Annotated in this window: 16 protein-coding genes; 7 read left to right on the top strand and 9 right to left on the bottom strand. The window is 60.2% G+C overall.

The window, feature by feature from the left end:
* Positions 1-44: 44 nt before the first annotated feature.
* Together cynS and D8U60_RS15580 are read left to right on the top strand one after the other, a co-directional pair.
* Positions 45-512, top strand: a complete 468-nt coding sequence (gene cynS / locus D8U60_RS15575; protein WP_130900439.1) for a cyanase — start codon at positions 45-47, stop codon at positions 510-512.
* Positions 513-569: 57 nt separating this feature from the next.
* Positions 570-1229 carry a carbonic anhydrase gene (locus tag D8U60_RS15580; RefSeq protein WP_130900440.1) on the top strand — a complete coding sequence of 220 codons (660 nt, stop codon included), beginning with the start codon at positions 570-572 and terminating at the stop codon, positions 1227-1229.
* 121 nt (positions 1230-1350) lie between these two features.
* Here D8U60_RS15580 and D8U60_RS15585 read toward each other — a convergent pair whose 3' ends face one another.
* Both D8U60_RS15585 and glsB read right to left on the bottom strand, forming a co-directional pair.
* The gene (locus tag D8U60_RS15585; protein WP_130900441.1) at positions 1351-2853 is read right to left on the bottom strand and encodes an aldehyde dehydrogenase family protein; all 1503 of its coding nucleotides are present in this window, start codon (positions 2851-2853) and stop codon (positions 1351-1353) included.
* A 196-nt stretch (positions 2854-3049) separates the two neighbouring features.
* On the bottom strand, positions 3050-3958 hold the full coding sequence (glsB, locus tag D8U60_RS15590; protein ID WP_073471184.1) for a glutaminase B: 909 nt from the start codon (positions 3956-3958) through the stop codon (positions 3050-3052).
* A 139-nt stretch (positions 3959-4097) separates the two neighbouring features.
* Here glsB and D8U60_RS15595 point away from each other — a divergent pair, with 139 nt between their 5' ends.
* On the top strand, positions 4098-4586 hold the full coding sequence (locus tag D8U60_RS15595; protein ID WP_130900442.1) for a GFA family protein: 489 nt from the start codon (positions 4098-4100) through the stop codon (positions 4584-4586).
* Between the two features lie 99 nt (positions 4587-4685).
* Here the strand turns inward: D8U60_RS15595 and D8U60_RS15600 are convergent, their stop codons facing one another.
* The 3 genes from D8U60_RS15600 to miaE all read right to left on the bottom strand — a co-directional run bounded on the left by D8U60_RS15600 (position 4686) and on the right by miaE (position 7424).
* A complete protein-coding gene (locus tag D8U60_RS15600) occupies positions 4686-5972 on the bottom strand; it encodes an ATP-binding protein (protein WP_125926942.1) in 1287 nt (428 codons plus the stop codon).
* Positions 5973-6680 carry a winged helix-turn-helix domain-containing protein gene (locus D8U60_RS15605; protein ID WP_016775114.1) on the bottom strand — a complete coding sequence of 236 codons (708 nt, stop codon included), beginning with the start codon at positions 6678-6680 and terminating at the stop codon, positions 5973-5975.
* Positions 6681-6821: 141 nt separating this feature from the next.
* On the bottom strand, positions 6822-7424 hold the full coding sequence (gene miaE, locus D8U60_RS15610) for a tRNA isopentenyl-2-thiomethyl-A-37 hydroxylase MiaE (RefSeq protein ID WP_016775115.1): 603 nt from the start codon (positions 7422-7424) through the stop codon (positions 6822-6824).
* Between the two features lie 159 nt (positions 7425-7583).
* Here miaE and D8U60_RS15615 point away from each other — a divergent pair, with 159 nt between their 5' ends.
* Positions 7584-8447, top strand: coding sequence for a universal stress protein (locus D8U60_RS15615; RefSeq protein WP_041480840.1), 864 nt, complete (start codon positions 7584-7586; stop codon positions 8445-8447).
* 86 nt (positions 8448-8533) lie between these two features.
* Here the strand turns inward: D8U60_RS15615 and D8U60_RS15620 are convergent, their stop codons facing one another.
* Positions 8534-9004, bottom strand: a complete 471-nt coding sequence (locus D8U60_RS15620; RefSeq protein ID WP_024013275.1) for a DUF1289 domain-containing protein — start codon at positions 9002-9004, stop codon at positions 8534-8536.
* A gap of 467 nt (positions 9005-9471) precedes the next feature.
* On the opposite strand from D8U60_RS15620, the gene acnB reads away from it, so the two are divergent.
* Entirely contained in the window at positions 9472-12081 is a 2610-nt protein-coding gene (gene acnB, locus D8U60_RS15625; protein WP_024013276.1) for a bifunctional aconitate hydratase 2/2-methylisocitrate dehydratase, read from the top strand.
* A gap of 187 nt (positions 12082-12268) precedes the next feature.
* On the opposite strand, the gene D8U60_RS15630 is transcribed toward acnB, so the two are convergent.
* From D8U60_RS15630 to D8U60_RS15635, 3 genes are all read right to left on the bottom strand, one after another.
* On the bottom strand, positions 12269-13549 hold the full coding sequence (locus D8U60_RS15630) for an HAAAP family serine/threonine permease (protein WP_024013278.1): 1281 nt from the start codon (positions 13547-13549) through the stop codon (positions 12269-12271).
* 251 nt (positions 13550-13800) lie between these two features.
* Positions 13801-13971, bottom strand: a complete 171-nt coding sequence (locus D8U60_RS27665) for a hypothetical protein (RefSeq protein ID WP_016775119.1) — start codon at positions 13969-13971, stop codon at positions 13801-13803.
* Positions 13972-14023: 52 nt separating this feature from the next.
* Positions 14024-14218: a hypothetical protein gene (locus tag D8U60_RS15635; protein WP_016775120.1), complete on the bottom strand. Its 195-nt coding sequence runs from the start codon at positions 14216-14218 to the stop codon at positions 14024-14026.
* Positions 14219-14445: 227 nt separating this feature from the next.
* On the opposite strand from D8U60_RS15635, the gene D8U60_RS15640 reads away from it, so the two are divergent.
* Both D8U60_RS15640 and D8U60_RS15645 read left to right on the top strand, forming a co-directional pair.
* Complete coding sequence (locus D8U60_RS15640) at positions 14446-14829, top strand: tautomerase family protein (protein ID WP_130900443.1); 384 nt, start codon at positions 14446-14448, stop codon at positions 14827-14829.
* 156 nt (positions 14830-14985) lie between these two features.
* A complete protein-coding gene (locus tag D8U60_RS15645; RefSeq protein ID WP_024013281.1) occupies positions 14986-15954 on the top strand; it encodes a 2-hydroxyacid dehydrogenase in 969 nt (322 codons plus the stop codon).
* Positions 15955-16064: the final 110 nt, after the last annotated feature.

Here is a 16064-nt window from a genome sequence, read left to right on the forward strand (position 1 = left end):
TTGCTTCCACACACAGCAAGCCAACCCCTGAAAGGAGTGACACCATGCAACAGTCCCACGCCTACAACGACAACAGCCTGGCCCTGACCACCCGCGTTCTCGACGCCAAGGCGAAAAAAGATCTGTCGTGGCAGGATCTTGCTGACGGCGCCGGCCTCAGCCTGGCCTACGTCACCGCCGCCCTGCTCGGCCAGCATCCGCTGCCGGAAAACGCTGCTCGAGTGGTCGGCGACAAGCTTGACCTCAACGCCGATGACGTCGCCGCTCTGCAGATCATTCCTTTGCGTGGCAGCCTCAGCGGCGTGCCGACCGATCCGACCATCTACCGTTTTTACGAAATGATCCAGATCTACGGCACCACGCTGAAAGCACTGGTTCATGAACAGTTCGGTGACGGCATCATCAGCGCGATCAACTTCAAACTGGACATCAAAAAAGTCGAAGACCCGGAAGGCGGCTCCCGCGCGGTGGTGACGCTCGACGGCAAGTTCCTGCCGCTGCGTCCGTTCTGATGCGCCCGGCCCGCATCCTGCGTGCGGGCCATCTCATTTCTGCCACGAGGACATGCCATGAAAGCCCTGATCGACGGCTTCCTGAAATTCCAGAACGAAGCCTTCCCGCAACGCAGCGAACTGTTCAAACATCTGGCCACGACTCAGCAACCCGGCACGCTGTTCATCACCTGTTCCGACAGCCGTGTGGTGCCTGAGTTGCTGACCCAGCAAGAGCCCGGCGAACTGTTCGTGATCCGTAACGCCGGCAATATCGTGCCCTCCTACAGCCCGCATCCGGGCGGGGTCTCGGCGACGGTGGAGTATGCGGTGGCGGTACTGGGGGTGACCGATATCGTGATTTGCGGCCACTCCGATTGCGGCGCAATGACGGCGATTGCCCAGTGCAAATGCATGGATCACCTGCCCGCCGTCAGCGGCTGGCTACAGCATGCCGAGTCGGCGAAGGTGATGAACGAAGCGCGCGTGCATGGCAGCGACGCGGCGAAATTGAATTCGATGGTGCGCGAGAATGTGATCGCGCAACTGGCGAATATCCAGACCCACCCGAGTGTGCGCCTGGCCCAGGAGCAAGGGCGGCTGAATCTGCATGGTTGGGTGTACGACATCGAGACCGGTTCGATCGACGCGCTCTCTTCTGATCGTCGCACCTTTGTGCCGCTGGCCGAGCAACCTGAGACTTGCGCGATCAGCGCTAAGACTTCCAACGCAGCCTGACGCGCCGGCCGATGATCGTTCCCACGCTCCGCGTGGGAACGCAGCCCGTGACGCTCTGCGTCACTGGACGCGGAGCGTCCCTAGAGGCATTCCCACGCGGAGCGTGGGAACGATCAACAGATCAGCGTTTCACCGTGAGATCAACCTGAGTCATCCGGCTACGCACGGTAAACACGCCATCGCCGGAAAGAATCGCACTGCGCGCGAACAGGCGCCCGCTCTCCCAGTTCGAAAGGCCCAGTTCCGGCTTGTTCAACGCGTACTGGCCATCGACCCAACGGGTGATGCCGTTGCCTACGAACGGCGCATTCACTGCGTTGTAGAAACGTTCCTGAACCGCCGCCGCCTCGCTGATCAACGACACGGTGAATTGCGGGCTGTAACGGTTGAACAGCGCAATCGCCTGATCCAGATCATCGACAATCATCAGGCTGACTTCCGGGGTTTCTTCCCATTCCCACTCGCGGCCCAGCTCCGACTCGGGCAAAGACTCGGCCAGCGCTTCGGTCTGGTAACCCTCGGCGCGATAAACCTCGACTGTTGCGTTCTGCCATTCGCTTGGCAGGCAATTTTCACTGCCCGCGACGATGTGCAATTTGCAGCCTTGGCCGCGCGCAGTACCGGCGTCTTTCAAAGCTTCGAGGAACAGCGGCACCAGCTCATCGGCGCGTTCGCGCTGAATCAGGCAGACATTCAGGGTGTTGCAGACCTTGCGGTCCAGCGAGTTGCGCACCACTGCCGCGAAGCGAGTGGCGTCGGCGTCACGGTCGGCGATCAGCCACGCGCCGCCGGTGCCGTGCAGGCTGACGGCAGTGCCGGCCTGCTGGGCGATGCTGCCCAACTGACTGACCGCACGGCCCGAGCCGCGCGCCACCGCCAGCGACAGACGCCGATCGGCGAACATCGCCCAGCCGGCGGCGTGATTGACGCTTTCGACCAACGACACCGCACCCACCGGCAAACCGGCTTCGGCCAGCGCCGGGTTCAAAGCGTGAGTGACAATGGCTTGCGCAGTGCCCAACGCATCGCTGCCGATGCGCAGCACAGCCGTATTACCGGTGCGCAACACCCCGGCGGCGTCGGCAAATACGTTGGGTCGGCCTTCGAAGACAAAGGCTACGATGCCCAGCGGCGAGACCACTTGCTCAACCTTCCAGCCATCGTGCTCAACACTGCTGATCACTTTGCCCCGGGTCGGTGGCGCATCACGCCACGCGCGCAGCCCGGCGATCATGTCGCGGCGCATGCGTTCATCAGCGAGCAAGCGTGTGGTCGAGCGGCCGCGCGCCTTGGCCCGTTCGATGTCGGCGCGGTTGGCGGCTTCGATCTGCGTCCAGCATTCAGGACTTTCCAGGCGCTGAGCAAACAGATCGAAGAACCGGCTGATGGCTTCATCGGACACCGCCGACAACGCTGTGAATGCCGCAGCCGCACGCTCGATTGCCACCGAGGCGGCCTGTTGATCGGCCACGGGGATCAGCAACAACTCGCCACTGACCTGCTCGACCAGCAAATGGTCACCGGGCTGAAACCGCGCGGCCAGTTCGGGGCTGACCACGGTGACGCGGTTACCAGCGAAAGGGATCGGCGTGCCAGCGACTAGACGTTCGAGCGCAAGAGACATGAAGCGGATTCACCATGCAGAGGGCGGCCGGAAAATGTAGCGGATTACTGGCTGAAATACACCTCCTCAAACACTAAAGAAACCTGTGGGAGCTGGCTTGCCAGCGATAGCGGTGGTTCAGGCAAATTTATAGTGACTGACAGGGCCTCATCGCTGGCAAGCCAGCTCCCACAGGGTCATGTGGTGTTCCGGTGGGTCAGAACACCGACCAGCCAATCCTTGAGCTCAGCAGTTCCAGCGCCGCCATCCCCGCCAGCGAGTTGCCGGCGGTATTCAGCTCCGGCGACCACACGCACACGCTGAACTGCCCCGGCACCACCGCAACGATGCCGCCGCCGACCCCGCTTTTGCCCGGCAGGCCGACCCGATAGGCGAAATTGCCCGCCTCGTCGTACAAACCGCTGGTGGCCATGATCGAATTGACCTGCTGGGTCTGGCGGCGCGTCAGGATCTGCTCGCCGCTGTGCTTGCAGAACCCGTCATTGGCCAGAAAGCAGAACGCCCGGGCCAGATCGATGCAATTCATCCGCAGTGCGCAATGGCTGAAATAGCTGCGCAACACCGCTTCGACATCGTTGTGAAAGTTGCCGAAAGACTGCATCAGATAGGCCATCGCGGCATTTCGCGCACGATGCTGGTATTCGGAGTCGGCGACCTTGCCGTCGATCATGATCTGCGGATTGCCCGACAGACGCCGGACGAAGTCGCGCATCGACAGTGTCGGCGCGGCGAAGCGCGACTGGTTGATGTCGCAGATCACCAGCGCCCCGGCGTTGATGAACGGGTTACGCGGGCGGCCGCGCTCGAATTCCAGTTGCACCAGCGAGTTGAACGGCTGGCCGGACGGCTCGTGGCCAAGCCGTTCCCAGATCGCTTCGCCGGAGTGATCGATGGCCTGCACCAGGCTGAACACCTTGGAAATACTCTGCACCGAGAACGGCGTTTCAGCGTCGCCGGCGCAATACATTTCGCCGTCGTTACTGTACACGGCGATGCCCAACTGGTTGGCCGGCACCGTGCCGAGGGCGGGAATATAGTCAGCAACTTTGCCCTGCCCGATCAGGGGCCGGACGGCGTCAAGGATCTCGTTCAACAGCGCTTGCATGCCGGGTTCCGAAAGTCTCGCCCCATGGGATCGCGGGGACACTGGGGCTAGACGCTGCGCCCGCCGGTCGCATCACACCGGCAAGCGCCAGGCAGAATGTTCTAGGCTGAAGCGGACCATTCAGACACGGGAGAGCACCATGCACCTCGAAGGCTCCTGCCATTGCGGCGAAGTCAATTTCAGCCTCGACAGCGCCCATCCTTATCCCTATCAACGCTGCTATTGCTCGATCTGCCGCAAGACCCAGGGCGGCGGCGGTTATGCGATCAACCTTGGCGGCGACGCGACCACTCTCAAGGTTCGCGGACGCAAAAACATCAGCATCTATCACGCGAAGATGAAAGCTGACGGCGATAAGCGCGCCCATCGCAGCAGCGCCGAACGCCACTTCTGTTCGCTGTGCGGCAGCGGCCTATGGCTGTTCAGCCCGGAGTGGCCAGAGCTGATTCATCCATTCGCCTCCGCAATCGATACGCCGCTGCCGGTGCCGCCGGAACGCACACATCTGATGCTAGGTTCGAAAGCGCCGTGGGTTGAAGTCGAGGCGAAGCCGAAGGATCAGCAGTTTGATGTATATCCCGAAGAATCGATCGCCCAGTGGCATGAGCGACTCGGCGTGACTCGCTGAACACCGCGCCCTTCGCGAGCAGGCTCGCTCCCACCTTTGGATTGCGATCATCTGTGGGAGCGAGCCTGCTCGCGAAGGGGCCGGCTCAGGCAATATCAATCAGTCCAGATGCGCCCAAGTCATCCTGAACAGCGCCCCACCCCACACCGAATCGCCAACTTCAACCTGCCCGCCATGGGACTGCGACACCCGCCGCACCAGCGCCAGGCCCAGTCCGAAACCCCCGGTGCGCCGATCCCGGCTGGCGTCCAGTCGGGAAAACGGTTCGAAGATTTTCTCCCGTCCCTCCAGCGGCACGCCCGGGCCGTCATCGCTAACCCGTACTTCATAGTCATCGCCATTGCGCAGCAGCGACACCTCGACACGCTGTTCGGCATAGCGAATGGCATTGCGCAAAAGGTTGATCACCGCCCGCGCCATGAAGCGCGGTTCGATGCTTACCGTGTCGACCTGGCAACCGGCGATCGACAACTGCACCCCCACTGCTTCGGCCTCAAGCGCCACACTGCCGACAACGCTGTCTAGCCAGTCGGCCGCGTGAATATTCTCCCGTTTGATCACCGTCGCGCCATGCTCCAGGCTGGCGTAGGTCAGCAATTCCGAGACCATCTCCTCCAGCTCACCAAGGTCGGCATACATGTCGGCGATCAGCTCGCGATTCTGGCTCGCGTCGGGTTGCTGCTTGAGCTGATCGAGCTCAAACGAAAGCCGCGCAATCGGTGTGCGCAATTCGTGGGACACGGCGTTGGTCAGTTCGCGCTGGTTGGCGATCAAGCCCTCGATGCGCGCCGCCATCAGATTGAAGTGCTCGGCCAGATCGCGGATGTTCGAGCGCCGCGACAACTGGATGCGCACCGACAGATCGTTGTCGCCGAAACGCTCGGCGGCCAGCCGCAGCTTTTCCAGGTCGCGCCAGTGCGGGCGCACCCAGAAAAACAGAACGATGCCGATCAACACCGCGAGCATCATGTACGCCGCGGTGATGTAGAACGGCATCAGGCTCGGCTCTGGCGGCAGCTTGATGCTGAGCAACTGCGAGCCACCATCGATGTTGCTGATGAACTGCGTGTAATCGTCGCGGATCACCAACAGGTTCCGCGCGAGCTCGGCTTTTTCCTGCGGTGTCAGGGCCAGTTGATCGGCCTCGACCAGACCCAGCGACAGACCGTAGTGCGCACGCAATGAATCGAGTTTCTGTTCACGCTCGGCGCCCTGGCGGCCTTGCAGATGATCGACCAGCGACCACGCCTGACCACGCACGGCTTCACGGTTGTAATCCTGCGTCTGGCTGTCGAGCAACGCATTGAAGGTGTGCTCGACCGCCTGCAAGGCCAGCACCAGACCCACCGTCATCACCAGAAACAGGCCGAGGAACAAGCGCAGCATCTACAGCTCCCACGCGAACGGATTGAACAGATAGCCCTTGCCCCACACGGTCTTGATGCACACCGGCTCGCGAGGGTTGTCCTTGAGTTTGTTGCGCAATTTGCTGATGTAGACGTCGACGCTACGGTTGAGGCCGTCGAAGGCAATGCCGCGCATGCGATTGAGAATGTCATCGCGGGAAAGAATCTTGCCCGCCGCGCTGGCGAGCAACCAGAGCAATTCGAACTCCATGGTGGTCAGCTCGATCAGCTCACCGGTCAGGCGCACTTCCCGGCAACTGCGATCGATGCTCAATTGCCCGAACTCGAGGAAACTGACCACGCTGGTGTCCGGCGTCTGCCGCCGTTGCAACGCCCGCAGCCGCGCGAGCAATACCGGCGGTTTGATCGGTTTGATCACGTAATCGTCAGCGCCGGACTCCAGACCGAGAATGTGATCGAGATCGTCTTCCTTGGCCGTGAGGATCACGATCGGCGTGTCCGAGACACTGCGAATTTCCCGGCAGACCTGCAAACCGCTCTGCCCCGGCAACATCAGGTCGAGCACCAGCACTTTCGGCTTGAATTCCAGGAACGCAGCCATGGCCAGATCACCGCGATGTACCGTGCGCACCTCGTAGCCGTGTTGTTCTAGAAAGTGTGCGATCAGTGCGGCGAGACGCTCATCGTCTTCGACCAGCAGAACTTTGCCGAAACCCAGGTTATCCATAACAACCGTTGCCAAGCCAAACGTGGAAGGGCCAATATTATGCTGGCATTCATCGAACAGGCGATGACGGCAGACAGCAAAAACCGGCCACTCGGGCCGGTTTTCGGTGATGTTTCATACTCTTAAGAGTTTTTAACAAATTCAGGCGGGCACACCGCTGTGGAAGCGGAATTCCTCGTCCGGCGATTCGATCAGTTCCTGCTCGGCCGCACGGACGCGCTCGATCACCTGCGCGACATCCTTGGCATCACCATACTGATAGGCCAGTTTCAGATAACCCTGAAAGTGTCGCGCCTCGCTTTTCAGCAAACCGAAATAGAACTTGCCCAGTTCTTCATCCAGATGCGGCACCAATGCTTCAAAGCGTTCGCAACTGCGCGCTTCGATGAAAGCACCAACCACCAGCGTATCCACCAGTTTCACCGGTTCGTGGCTGCGCACCACCTTGCGCAGGCCCGAGGCGTAGCGGCCGGCGTGCAGCTGACGCAACTCGATCTTGCGCCGTTTCATGATGCGCATGACTTGCTCGTGGTGCACCAGTTCTTCCCGGGCAAGGCGCGACATCATGTTGATCAGGTCGACGTGGGCGTGGTACTTGGCAATCAGGCTCAGCGCCGTGCTGGCGGCCTTGAACTCGCAGTTCTTGTGATCGATCAGCAGGGTTTCCTGATCGGCCAGTGCCGCCTGGACCCAGGCGTCGGGCGTGCGGCAGCCAAGGAATTCGTGGATTTCGGGAAGGATCATGGGGCTCACGGTAAAAGGTGTTCGAGCGAAGGGCGCCGATTATACCGGCCTGCCCGCAGACCACCAGCGGCGGCTGTTGATATGCATCAAGTCGCAGACGTTCGGGTAGCAACTATAGTTGTGCAACGCCGTGCCATTTCTTTGCTGGAGACTCCGCTCATGCAAGCCATTCGCAGCATTCTGGTGGTCATCGAACCTGAACATGCAGAAAGCCTGGCGCTCAAGCGCGCCAAGCTGATCGCCGGTGTCACCCAGGCCCACCTGCATCTGCTGGTGTGTGACAAGAAGCATGACCACGCCGGCCTGCTCAGCGTGCTCAAGGCGGCATTGCTCGCCGAAGGATACAGCGTGACCACCGAACAGGCGTGGAACGAGAGCCTGCACGAAACCATCATCGATGTGCAGCAGGCCGAGGGATGCGGCCTGGTGATCAAACAGCATTTTCCCGACAGCTCGCTGAAAAAGGCCCTGCTGACCCCGGCCGACTGGAAGCTGCTGCGCCACTGCCCTACCCCGGTGCTGCTGGTAAAAACCGCCGGTTCGTGGAAGGACAAAGTGATCCTGGCTGCGGTCGATGTCGGCAATGCCGACGGTGAGCATCGGCATTTGCACAGCACCATCATCGATCACGGCTATGACATCGCCAGTCTCGCCAAAGCGCACCTGCATGTGATTACCGCGCATCCGTCGCCGATGCTCTCGGCGGCAGACCCGACGTTTCAGCTGAAATCGACCATAGAAGCCAAATACCGCGAGCAGTGCCGGGCGTTTCAGGCGGAGTTCGATGTCGATGACGAGCACCTGCACATCGAGGAAGGCCCGGCAGATGTGCTGATCCCGTTCATGGCGCACAAGCTCCAGGCGGCAGTAACGGTAATTGGCACGGTGGCGCGCAGTGGTCTGTCAGGCGCGTTGATCGGCAATACCGCTGAAGCGGTGCTGGATACGCTGGAAAGCGATGTGCTGGTGCTCAAGCCGCAGGAGGTTGAGGATCATCTGGTGGAACTGGCCGTGAAACATTAAGAGCAAAAGATCGCAGCCTTCGGCAGCTCCTGCAGGTAGAACGCATTCCCAAGTAGGAGCTGCCGAAGGCTGCGATCTTTTGCTGTTCAGGCGCCGAAGGCGTCTTTCAGAAAGCCCGGGGCGATGTAGCGCTGATAATGCGCTTCCGACAGCAGGAAGAATTCCCGATCAATGGCATCGCGCAGTTCCGGCAGGTTCCAGTCGCGGAACTCCGGCAGCAATACCATCCCGTACGCCTCAAGATTAATGATCACCCGCGCGCCCCGGGCAATCAGCTGATAGGCCCAGCAATATTCCGACTGATGCGGTACGAAGCGGATCTTGCGCTGTTCCAGCTGCTCGCGCAGGCGCGCCGGATCGAAGATCTCGACCTTGCTTGCCATCACTTGTGACAGCAATTGCTCCAGACGCAGCCACACCGCACGCTTTTCCTCCTCGTTGTACCCGTTCCAATGGATCACTTCGTGGTGGAAACGCTTGCAGCCACGGCACACCAGGTCACCGTAAACGGTGGAGCAGAGGCCGACGCAGGGGGTCTTGATGGTCTGATTGGGCATAAATGGGCAGAACACTGAAACGCGGAACAGGCCGGCATGTTAGCCCTTTGTCGGGCATTGATCACCCCTCAAACAGCAAGGTCTCGCCAGCGTCGCAGGTTTGCTCCGGCCGCGCTGATTGCCACGAAAGTCCAATAGAGCGCGACTTACCTTTAAATTTTTTTTGCCGTAGAATCAGCCAGCCTTTTAAGGCGCCAATGTCCGTTAGAAGCTGTTTTCAAAGCGTCACGAGCACAGTCGTTCCTTCAGAGCGGTGTTGGCGAAGGGTTTTTCCAGCGGGGAAAAGCCCAACGCCAACCCTCATCAGCTCCCCGTTCTGCAGGCGTAAAACTTTGAAAGCAGCTTCTGTAAGGAATTGCCGGTAATTCTGGCCGAACGACCCACAACGTCGTGAGGCGCATGAGTACGGCAATTTCGGGATGAGCGTCCCGGACACCCATTTGGGACCACTGATGAGGGTAATAACTGTGCTTGAAGCCTACCGCAAACATATCGAAGAGCGTGCAGCCCTGGGTATCGTTCCCCAGCCGCTTAACGCCGAACAAACAGCAGGCCTGATCGAGCTGCTGAAGAACCCTCCGGCTGGCGAAGAAGCTTTCCTCGTTGACCTGATCACCAATCGCGTACCACCTGGAGTGGACGAAGCCGCCTACGTCAAGGCCGGTTTCCTGTCTGCCCTGGCCAAGGGCGAAGCCACCTCCCCTCTGCTGGACAAGAAACGCGCTGTCGAACTGCTCGGCACCATGCAGGGCGGCTACAACATCGTCACCCTCGTTGAACTGCTGGACGACGCCGAACTGGCGCCAGTCGCCGCCGAAGAACTCAAGCACACCCTGCTGATGTTCGATGCCTTCCACGACGTCGCTGAAAAAGCCAAGAACGGCAACGTTCACGCCAAGGCCGTGCTGCAATCCTGGGCTGACGGCGAGTGGTTCAAGAAGCGCCCGGTCCTGGCCGACAAGATCAGCCTGCGCGTATTCAAGGTCACCGGCGAAACCAACACCGACGACCTCTCCCCTGCGCCAGACGCCTGGTCGCGTCCTGACATCCCGCTGCACGCCCTGGCCATGCTGAAAATGGCCCGTGACGGCATCGTTCCGGACGAGCAAGGCAAGACCGGCCCGATGAAGCAGATCGAAGAAATGCGCGGCCAGGGCTTCCCGATCGCCTACGTCGGTGACGTGGTCGGTACCGGTTCCTCGCGTAAATCGGCCACCAACTCGGTGCTGTGGTTCTTCGGCGACGACATCCCGTACGTGCCGAACAAGCGCGCTGGCGGTTTCTGCTTCGGCAGCAAGATCGCTCCGATCTTCTACAACACCATGGAAGATGCCGGCGCCCTGCCTATCGAGTTCGACGTGTCGAACATGAACATGGGCGACGTGATCGACCTGTACCCGCACGCTGGCAAAGTCTGCAAGCACGGTACCGACGAAGTCATCACCACTTTCGAAATGAAAACCCCGGTGCTGCTGGACGAAGTCCGTGCCGGCGGTCGTATCCCGCTGATCATCGGCCGTGGCCTGACCGAGAAGGCTCGCGCCGAGCTGGGTCTGCCAGCGTTCGACCTGTTCAAGAAGCCGGAAGCTCCGGCTGAAAGCACCAAGGGTTTCACCCTGGCGCAGAAAATGGTCGGCAAGGCTTGCGGTCTGGCAGAAGGCCAGGGCGTGCGTCCTGGCACCTACTGCGAACCGAAGATGACCACCGTGGGTTCTCAGGACACCACCGGTCCCATGACCCGTGACGAACTGAAAGACCTGGCGTGCCTGGGCTTCTCCGCTGATCTGGTGATGCAGTCGTTCTGCCACACCGCGGCTTATCCGAAGCCGATCGACGTGACCACCCACCACACCCTGCCTGACTTCATCATGACCCGCGGCGGCGTTTCCCTGCGTCCGGGCGACGGCATCATCCACTCGTGGCTGAACCGCATGCTGCTGCCGGACACCGTCGGTACCGGTGGTGACTCGCACACCCGTTTCCCGATGGGCATCTCGTTCCCGGCCGGTTCCGGTCTGGTCGCGTTCGCTGCGGCCACTGGTGTAATGCCACTGGACATGCCGGAATCGATCCTGGTGCGCTTCAAAGGCAAGATGAAACCTGGCATCACCCTGCGTGACCTGGTTCATGCCATTCCGTACTTCGCTATCCAGAACGGTCTGCTGACCGTCGAGAAGAAAGGCAAGAAAAACGCCTTCTCCGGCCGCATCCTGGAAATCGAAGGCCTGGAAGGTCTGACCCTGGAGCAGGCGTTCGAACTGTCCGACGCCTCGGCCGAACGTTCGGCTGCCGGTTGCACCATCAAGCTGTCGAAAGAGTCGATCACCGAGTACCTGCAGTCCAACATCACCCTGCTGCGCTGGATGATCGGCGAAGGCTACGGCGATGCGCGTACCCTGGAACGTCGTGCTCAAGCGATGGAAGCCTGGATCGCCAATCCTGAGCTGATGGAAGCCGATGCCGACGCCGAATACGCCGAAGTCATCGAAATCGATCTGGCCGAGATCAACGAGCCTGTGCTCTGCGCGCCGAACGATCCGGACGACGCCCGTCTGCTGTCCAGCGTTGCTGGCGAGAAGATCGACGAAGTGTTCATCGGTTCGTGCATGACCAACATCGGTCACTTCCGCGCTGCCGGTAAACTGCTGGATCAGGTCAAGGGTCAGCTGCCAACCCGTCTGTGGCTGTCGCCGCCGACCAAGATGGACGCTCACCAACTGACCGAAGAAGGCTATTACGGCATCTACGGCAAGGCTGGCGCTCGCATGGAAATGCCAGGCTGCTCGCTGTGCATGGGTAACCAGGCACGCGTTGAGCCGAACAGCACCGTGGTCTCCACGTCGACCCGTAACTTCCCGAACCGTCTGGGCGACGGCGCGAACGTCTACCTGGCCTCGGCCGAGCTGGCGTCCGTTGCTTCGATCCTGGGTCGCCTGCCGACCGTCGAGGAGTACATGGAATACGCTGGCAAGATCGACAGCATGGCGGCCGATGTCTACCGCTACCTGTCCTTCGACCAGATCGCCGAGTTCCGTGAAGCTGCTGCGAACGCCAAGATCCCGGTCGTTCAAGCCTAACGCTGCAAGGCAATAAAAAACGCCGCCCATCGTGAGATGAGCGGCGTTTTTTTATGCCTGCCGGGCAAGCATTCTGATCGTTCCCACGCTCCGCGTGGGAATGCAGCCCCGGACGCTCTGCGTCCCCAAGCGTGACGCAGAGCGTCACAAGAGGCATTCCCACGCAGAGCGTGGGAACGATCAGTGATTACACAGCCAGCTTGTAAACCAGCGCCGAAATCGCCACCAGCCCGACTGCCGTAACAAACACGTTCGACGCCTGACCGCGATAGCGCGCCATCGCTGGCACCTTGCGAATCGCGTACATCGGCATCAGGAACAGGATTGCCGCAATCACCGGCCCACCGACGGTTTCGATCATGCCCAGGATGCTCGGATCAAGCGTTGCGACGATCCAGCAGATCACCAGCATGAACGCCGCCACGATGCGATCCAGCGCCTTGGCGCCCGGACGTCTGCCGCTCTTGACGATCAGGCCCTTGAGGCCTTCGCTGGCCCCGATGTAATGACCGAGGAAAGACTTGGAGATCGCCACAAACGCAATCAACGGCGCCGCAAACTCGATGGTCGGGTTGCTGAAGTGGTTGGCCAGGTACGACAGGATCGACAGATTCTGCTCTTTCGCCTCAGCCAGTTGCTCCGGCGACAGGGTCAGCACGCAACTGAATACGAAGAACAGCACCAAAATGACCATTAATGCATGAGCGCGCGCGAGGATCTGTGAGCTGCGCTCATCGGCGTGCACACCGTAACGACGCTTCTGGTCCATCGCGAACGCCGAGATGATCGGCGAATGGTTGAACGAGAACACCATCACCGTAATCGCCAGCCACAGCGTATGCAGCAGCGCTGACGGCGCCGGCACTTGCGAGGCGGTGGCGAGGATGCCGCCGTTCCAGTGCGGAATCAGGTACACGGCGAGGAACAGCAGCGCAACGATGAACGGATAGACCATCAGGCTCATGGCTTTGACAATCGCCTGCTCACCGCAACGTACCACGGCCAGCAGCCCGAGAATCAGCACGAACGACAGCAACGCGCGCGGCGGCGGCGTGATGTGCAGTTGGTGTTCGAGGAAACTGGCGACCGTGTTGGTCAGGCCGACGCTGTAGATCAGCAAGATCGGGAAGATGGCAAAGAAGTACAGCAGCGTGATCAAGGCACCGGCCTTGATACCGAAATGCTGCTCGACCACTTCGGTGATATCGGCGCCTTCGCGACCGGACAGCACAAAACGGGTCAGGCCACGGTGCGCGTAAAACGTCATCGGGAAGGCCAGCAGCGCGAGGATCACCAGCGGCCAGAAGCCACCCAATCCTGCGTTGATCGGCAAAAACAGGGTGCCGGCGCCAATGGCCGTCCCAAACAGTCCCAGCATCCAGGTGGTGTCCTGGCGATTCCAGCTCGAAAGTTCAGCGGGTGCTGCTGCGTCGAAACGCTTTTCGAGGCTATTGGCCTGATCATTCATCCGGTCGGATCTCCGCATTCCGGTCACTTGCCACTCGGTCAGGACGCGCCGGAAAAAACCGACAGACATGCTCCGGCCGAAACAGGGGCGCGATTCTCCGTGATAAATCAATGCAAGCAAAGACTTAGCTGAGGAATGGTTGTGCGGAGCAGACCGATGGGGAGTCGTTTTCGGAATGCTTTTTGCCGTTTCCAGCTACGCTGCATGTCGTTTTCTGGCAGTTTTTCCGGCACCGTGCGCAGCCGGAACGATCAGATCAATCGAGCGACCAGAAAGCCAAACGACATGCAAAGCAAAGCAAGACTCAGCAATGCGAGGATCGGAACGATGTCGCCTCGCTGCTTGAGGCGTAACCTTTCTACGTACTCGTCGTGCTCTCGATCGGAACGGTCAATCATGGCTTGGCGGTCGAACGTACTCATGGTGATTTCCTTTTTCGCGGGTAACGGGTTGGATAGAGCGAAACGCGCACATTCATAACTTGAGCGAAAGGCCGATCAAGGCCGCTGTCGCGGTCAACATTCCGGCCACTACCGCAACCGGGTAGAAATAGGTTTCCCATTTCATCTTTTTTTCTTCCGCCACAAGTTTTTTCCTCTCGGCCACAAGCTTGCGTATTTCATTCATCAGCTTGTCCAGTTCGAGGTTTTCCCGGTCGTTTTGAAGCATTCGCCTTCCCTGGCTGGTGGCAGCTATCGCGCAAGCTGCTCTGAGGCGTGATGATTTCGCATCCATACGGGTGCTGACCAGCAGACGCATCTGCCATTCCCGTAGGCAAAATCCGCGAGTCACGTAAGCCGCCTCATACACGGAATTTGCGATATTCCAGACCAATTACCTGCCAGAACCCTGCCCTTGATCTAGCGTGTGAGAAGCCATAACCCAAGGAGCCTCCCATGCCACTGGTCCGCGTCGACATCCAGCAAAACCCCGACCCCACTTTCGCCAGGCGCATCGGCGAACAGATCTACGCCGCCCTGCGCAGCTGTATCGATGTGCCCGAGCACGACAACTTCCAGATTCTCAACGAACATGACGCCCAGCATTTCGTTTATGACCCGCAATACCTCGGCATCCAGCGCAGCGACGGCGTGGTGTTCATCCAGATCACCATCAGCGAAGGGCGCAGCGTGGAAAAGAAACAATTGCTGTTCAAAACCATTGCCGAGTGCCTGCATGCGCAACTGGGTATTCGCCTGGAGGATGTGTTCATCAATCTGCTGGAGGTAAAGAAAGAGAACTGGTCGTTCGGTAATGGTGTTGCGCAATACGTCAGCTGATGGGTCGTGCGCCATGCCTGCGTACTTGCTTGTTCCACGAACCCGTCCAGAATCAAAGCACCACTGCTTGAATGCAACGATTGCCAAGCCGCTGCGGATTCAGCACTCTGAGTCGACTTTCGCGACCCACCCGCCGCCAATCACAGGAGCCGCGCAATGCCCGCAACCGTTCTGGTACTGGTTGAAACGATCAATGACTATCTGCCGATTCTTGAGCATCAGGGATTCCACCTGATCCTTGCACCAACGCCAGCCGAACGCGCGCAAGCCATCGCCACCCATGGCAGTCGCATCGACGCCGTGCTCACTCGCGGCCCGCTGGGCCTGACTGCGCAAGAGATCAGCGCCCTGCCCGCCCTGAAAATCATCACGGTGATCGGCGCCGGTTATGAACAGGTAGACCTGCAAGCGGCCAGCGACCGCGGGATCACCGTCACCAATGGCGCCGGTGTCAACGCCTCGTCAGTGGCCGATCATGCGATGGCATTGCTGCTGGCATTGGTCCGCGACATCCCGCGCTGTGATGCCGCCGTGCGCCGCGGTGAATGGCCGAAAATCATGCGCCCGTCGCTGGCCGGCAAGCGTCTGGGCATCCTCGGGCTGGGCGCCGTGGGCATGGCGATTGCCAAGCGTGCGGAGCTGGGTTTCGACATGCAGATCAGCTACCACAACCGCCAGGTGCGCAGTGACGTCGCTTATGCGTTCTGCTCGACACCGACCGATCTGGCGCGAGCCTCGGACTTTCTGGTCGTTGCCACGCCGGGTGGCATTGCTACTCAACATCTGGTCACGCGAGCCGTGCTCGATGCCCTCGGCCCCAAGGGATTTATCGTCAACATCGCCCGCGCCAGCGTTATCGCAACGGCAGACCTGATCACTGCACTCGAACAACGTCGTATCGCCGGCGCTGCACTGGATGTATTCGATCACGAACCGGAAGTGCCTGATGCCCTGAAACACCTCAGCAACGTTGTGCTGACTCCCCACGTCGCCGGGCTCTCCCCCGAAGCCACCCAAGGCACCGTTGAACTGGTGGGGAAGAACCTGATGGCGTTTTTCTCCGGGCAACCGGTGCTGACGCCTGTCGCCCTGCCGCCAAAACTGAGTAACCAGCGCGTGCATTAAGGCGCGCAGGATCCTCGGTCTGCGCCGCTGCTCGCCCCATTCTCAAAGTTGATTATCCAGCAACACGCTAACCTATAAGACCGACCCGCGCTTGTGAGCACCCGAGCGCG

The sequence above is a fragment of the Pseudomonas sp. Sample_11 genome, assembly GCF_004307505.1.
GTDB lineage: Bacteria > Pseudomonadota > Gammaproteobacteria > Pseudomonadales > Pseudomonadaceae > Aquipseudomonas > Aquipseudomonas atacamensis.

Excerpts from the sequence above, each read along its gene's own strand:
- cynS (WP_130900439.1), top strand. The coding sequence starts at position 45 with ATGCAACAGTCCCACGCCTACAACGACAACAGCCTGGCCCTGACCACC.
- D8U60_RS15580 (WP_130900440.1), top strand. The coding sequence starts at position 570 with ATGAAAGCCCTGATCGACGGCTTCCTGAAATTCCAGAACGAAGCCTTC.
- D8U60_RS15585 (WP_130900441.1), bottom strand. The coding sequence starts at position 2,853 with ATGTCTCTTGCGCTCGAACGTCTAGTCGCTGGCACGCCGATCCCTTTC.
- glsB (WP_073471184.1), bottom strand. The coding sequence starts at position 3,958 with ATGCAAGCGCTGTTGAACGAGATCCTTGACGCCGTCCGGCCCCTGATC.
- D8U60_RS15595 (WP_130900442.1), top strand. The coding sequence starts at position 4,098 with ATGCACCTCGAAGGCTCCTGCCATTGCGGCGAAGTCAATTTCAGCCTC.
- D8U60_RS15600 (WP_125926942.1), bottom strand. The coding sequence starts at position 5,972 with ATGCTGCGCTTGTTCCTCGGCCTGTTTCTGGTGATGACGGTGGGTCTG.
- D8U60_RS15605 (WP_016775114.1), bottom strand. The coding sequence starts at position 6,680 with ATGGATAACCTGGGTTTCGGCAAAGTTCTGCTGGTCGAAGACGATGAG.
- miaE (WP_016775115.1), bottom strand. The coding sequence starts at position 7,424 with ATGATCCTTCCCGAAATCCACGAATTCCTTGGCTGCCGCACGCCCGAC.
- D8U60_RS15615 (WP_041480840.1), top strand. The coding sequence starts at position 7,584 with ATGCAAGCCATTCGCAGCATTCTGGTGGTCATCGAACCTGAACATGCA.
- D8U60_RS15620 (WP_024013275.1), bottom strand. The coding sequence starts at position 9,004 with ATGCCCAATCAGACCATCAAGACCCCCTGCGTCGGCCTCTGCTCCACC.
- D8U60_RS15630 (WP_024013278.1), bottom strand. The coding sequence starts at position 13,549 with ATGAATGATCAGGCCAATAGCCTCGAAAAGCGTTTCGACGCAGCAGCA.
- D8U60_RS27665 (WP_016775119.1), bottom strand. The coding sequence starts at position 13,971 with ATGAGTACGTTCGACCGCCAAGCCATGATTGACCGTTCCGATCGAGAG.
- D8U60_RS15635 (WP_016775120.1), bottom strand. The coding sequence starts at position 14,218 with ATGCTTCAAAACGACCGGGAAAACCTCGAACTGGACAAGCTGATGAAT.
- D8U60_RS15640 (WP_130900443.1), top strand. The coding sequence starts at position 14,446 with ATGCCACTGGTCCGCGTCGACATCCAGCAAAACCCCGACCCCACTTTC.
- D8U60_RS15645 (WP_024013281.1), top strand. The coding sequence starts at position 14,986 with ATGCCCGCAACCGTTCTGGTACTGGTTGAAACGATCAATGACTATCTG.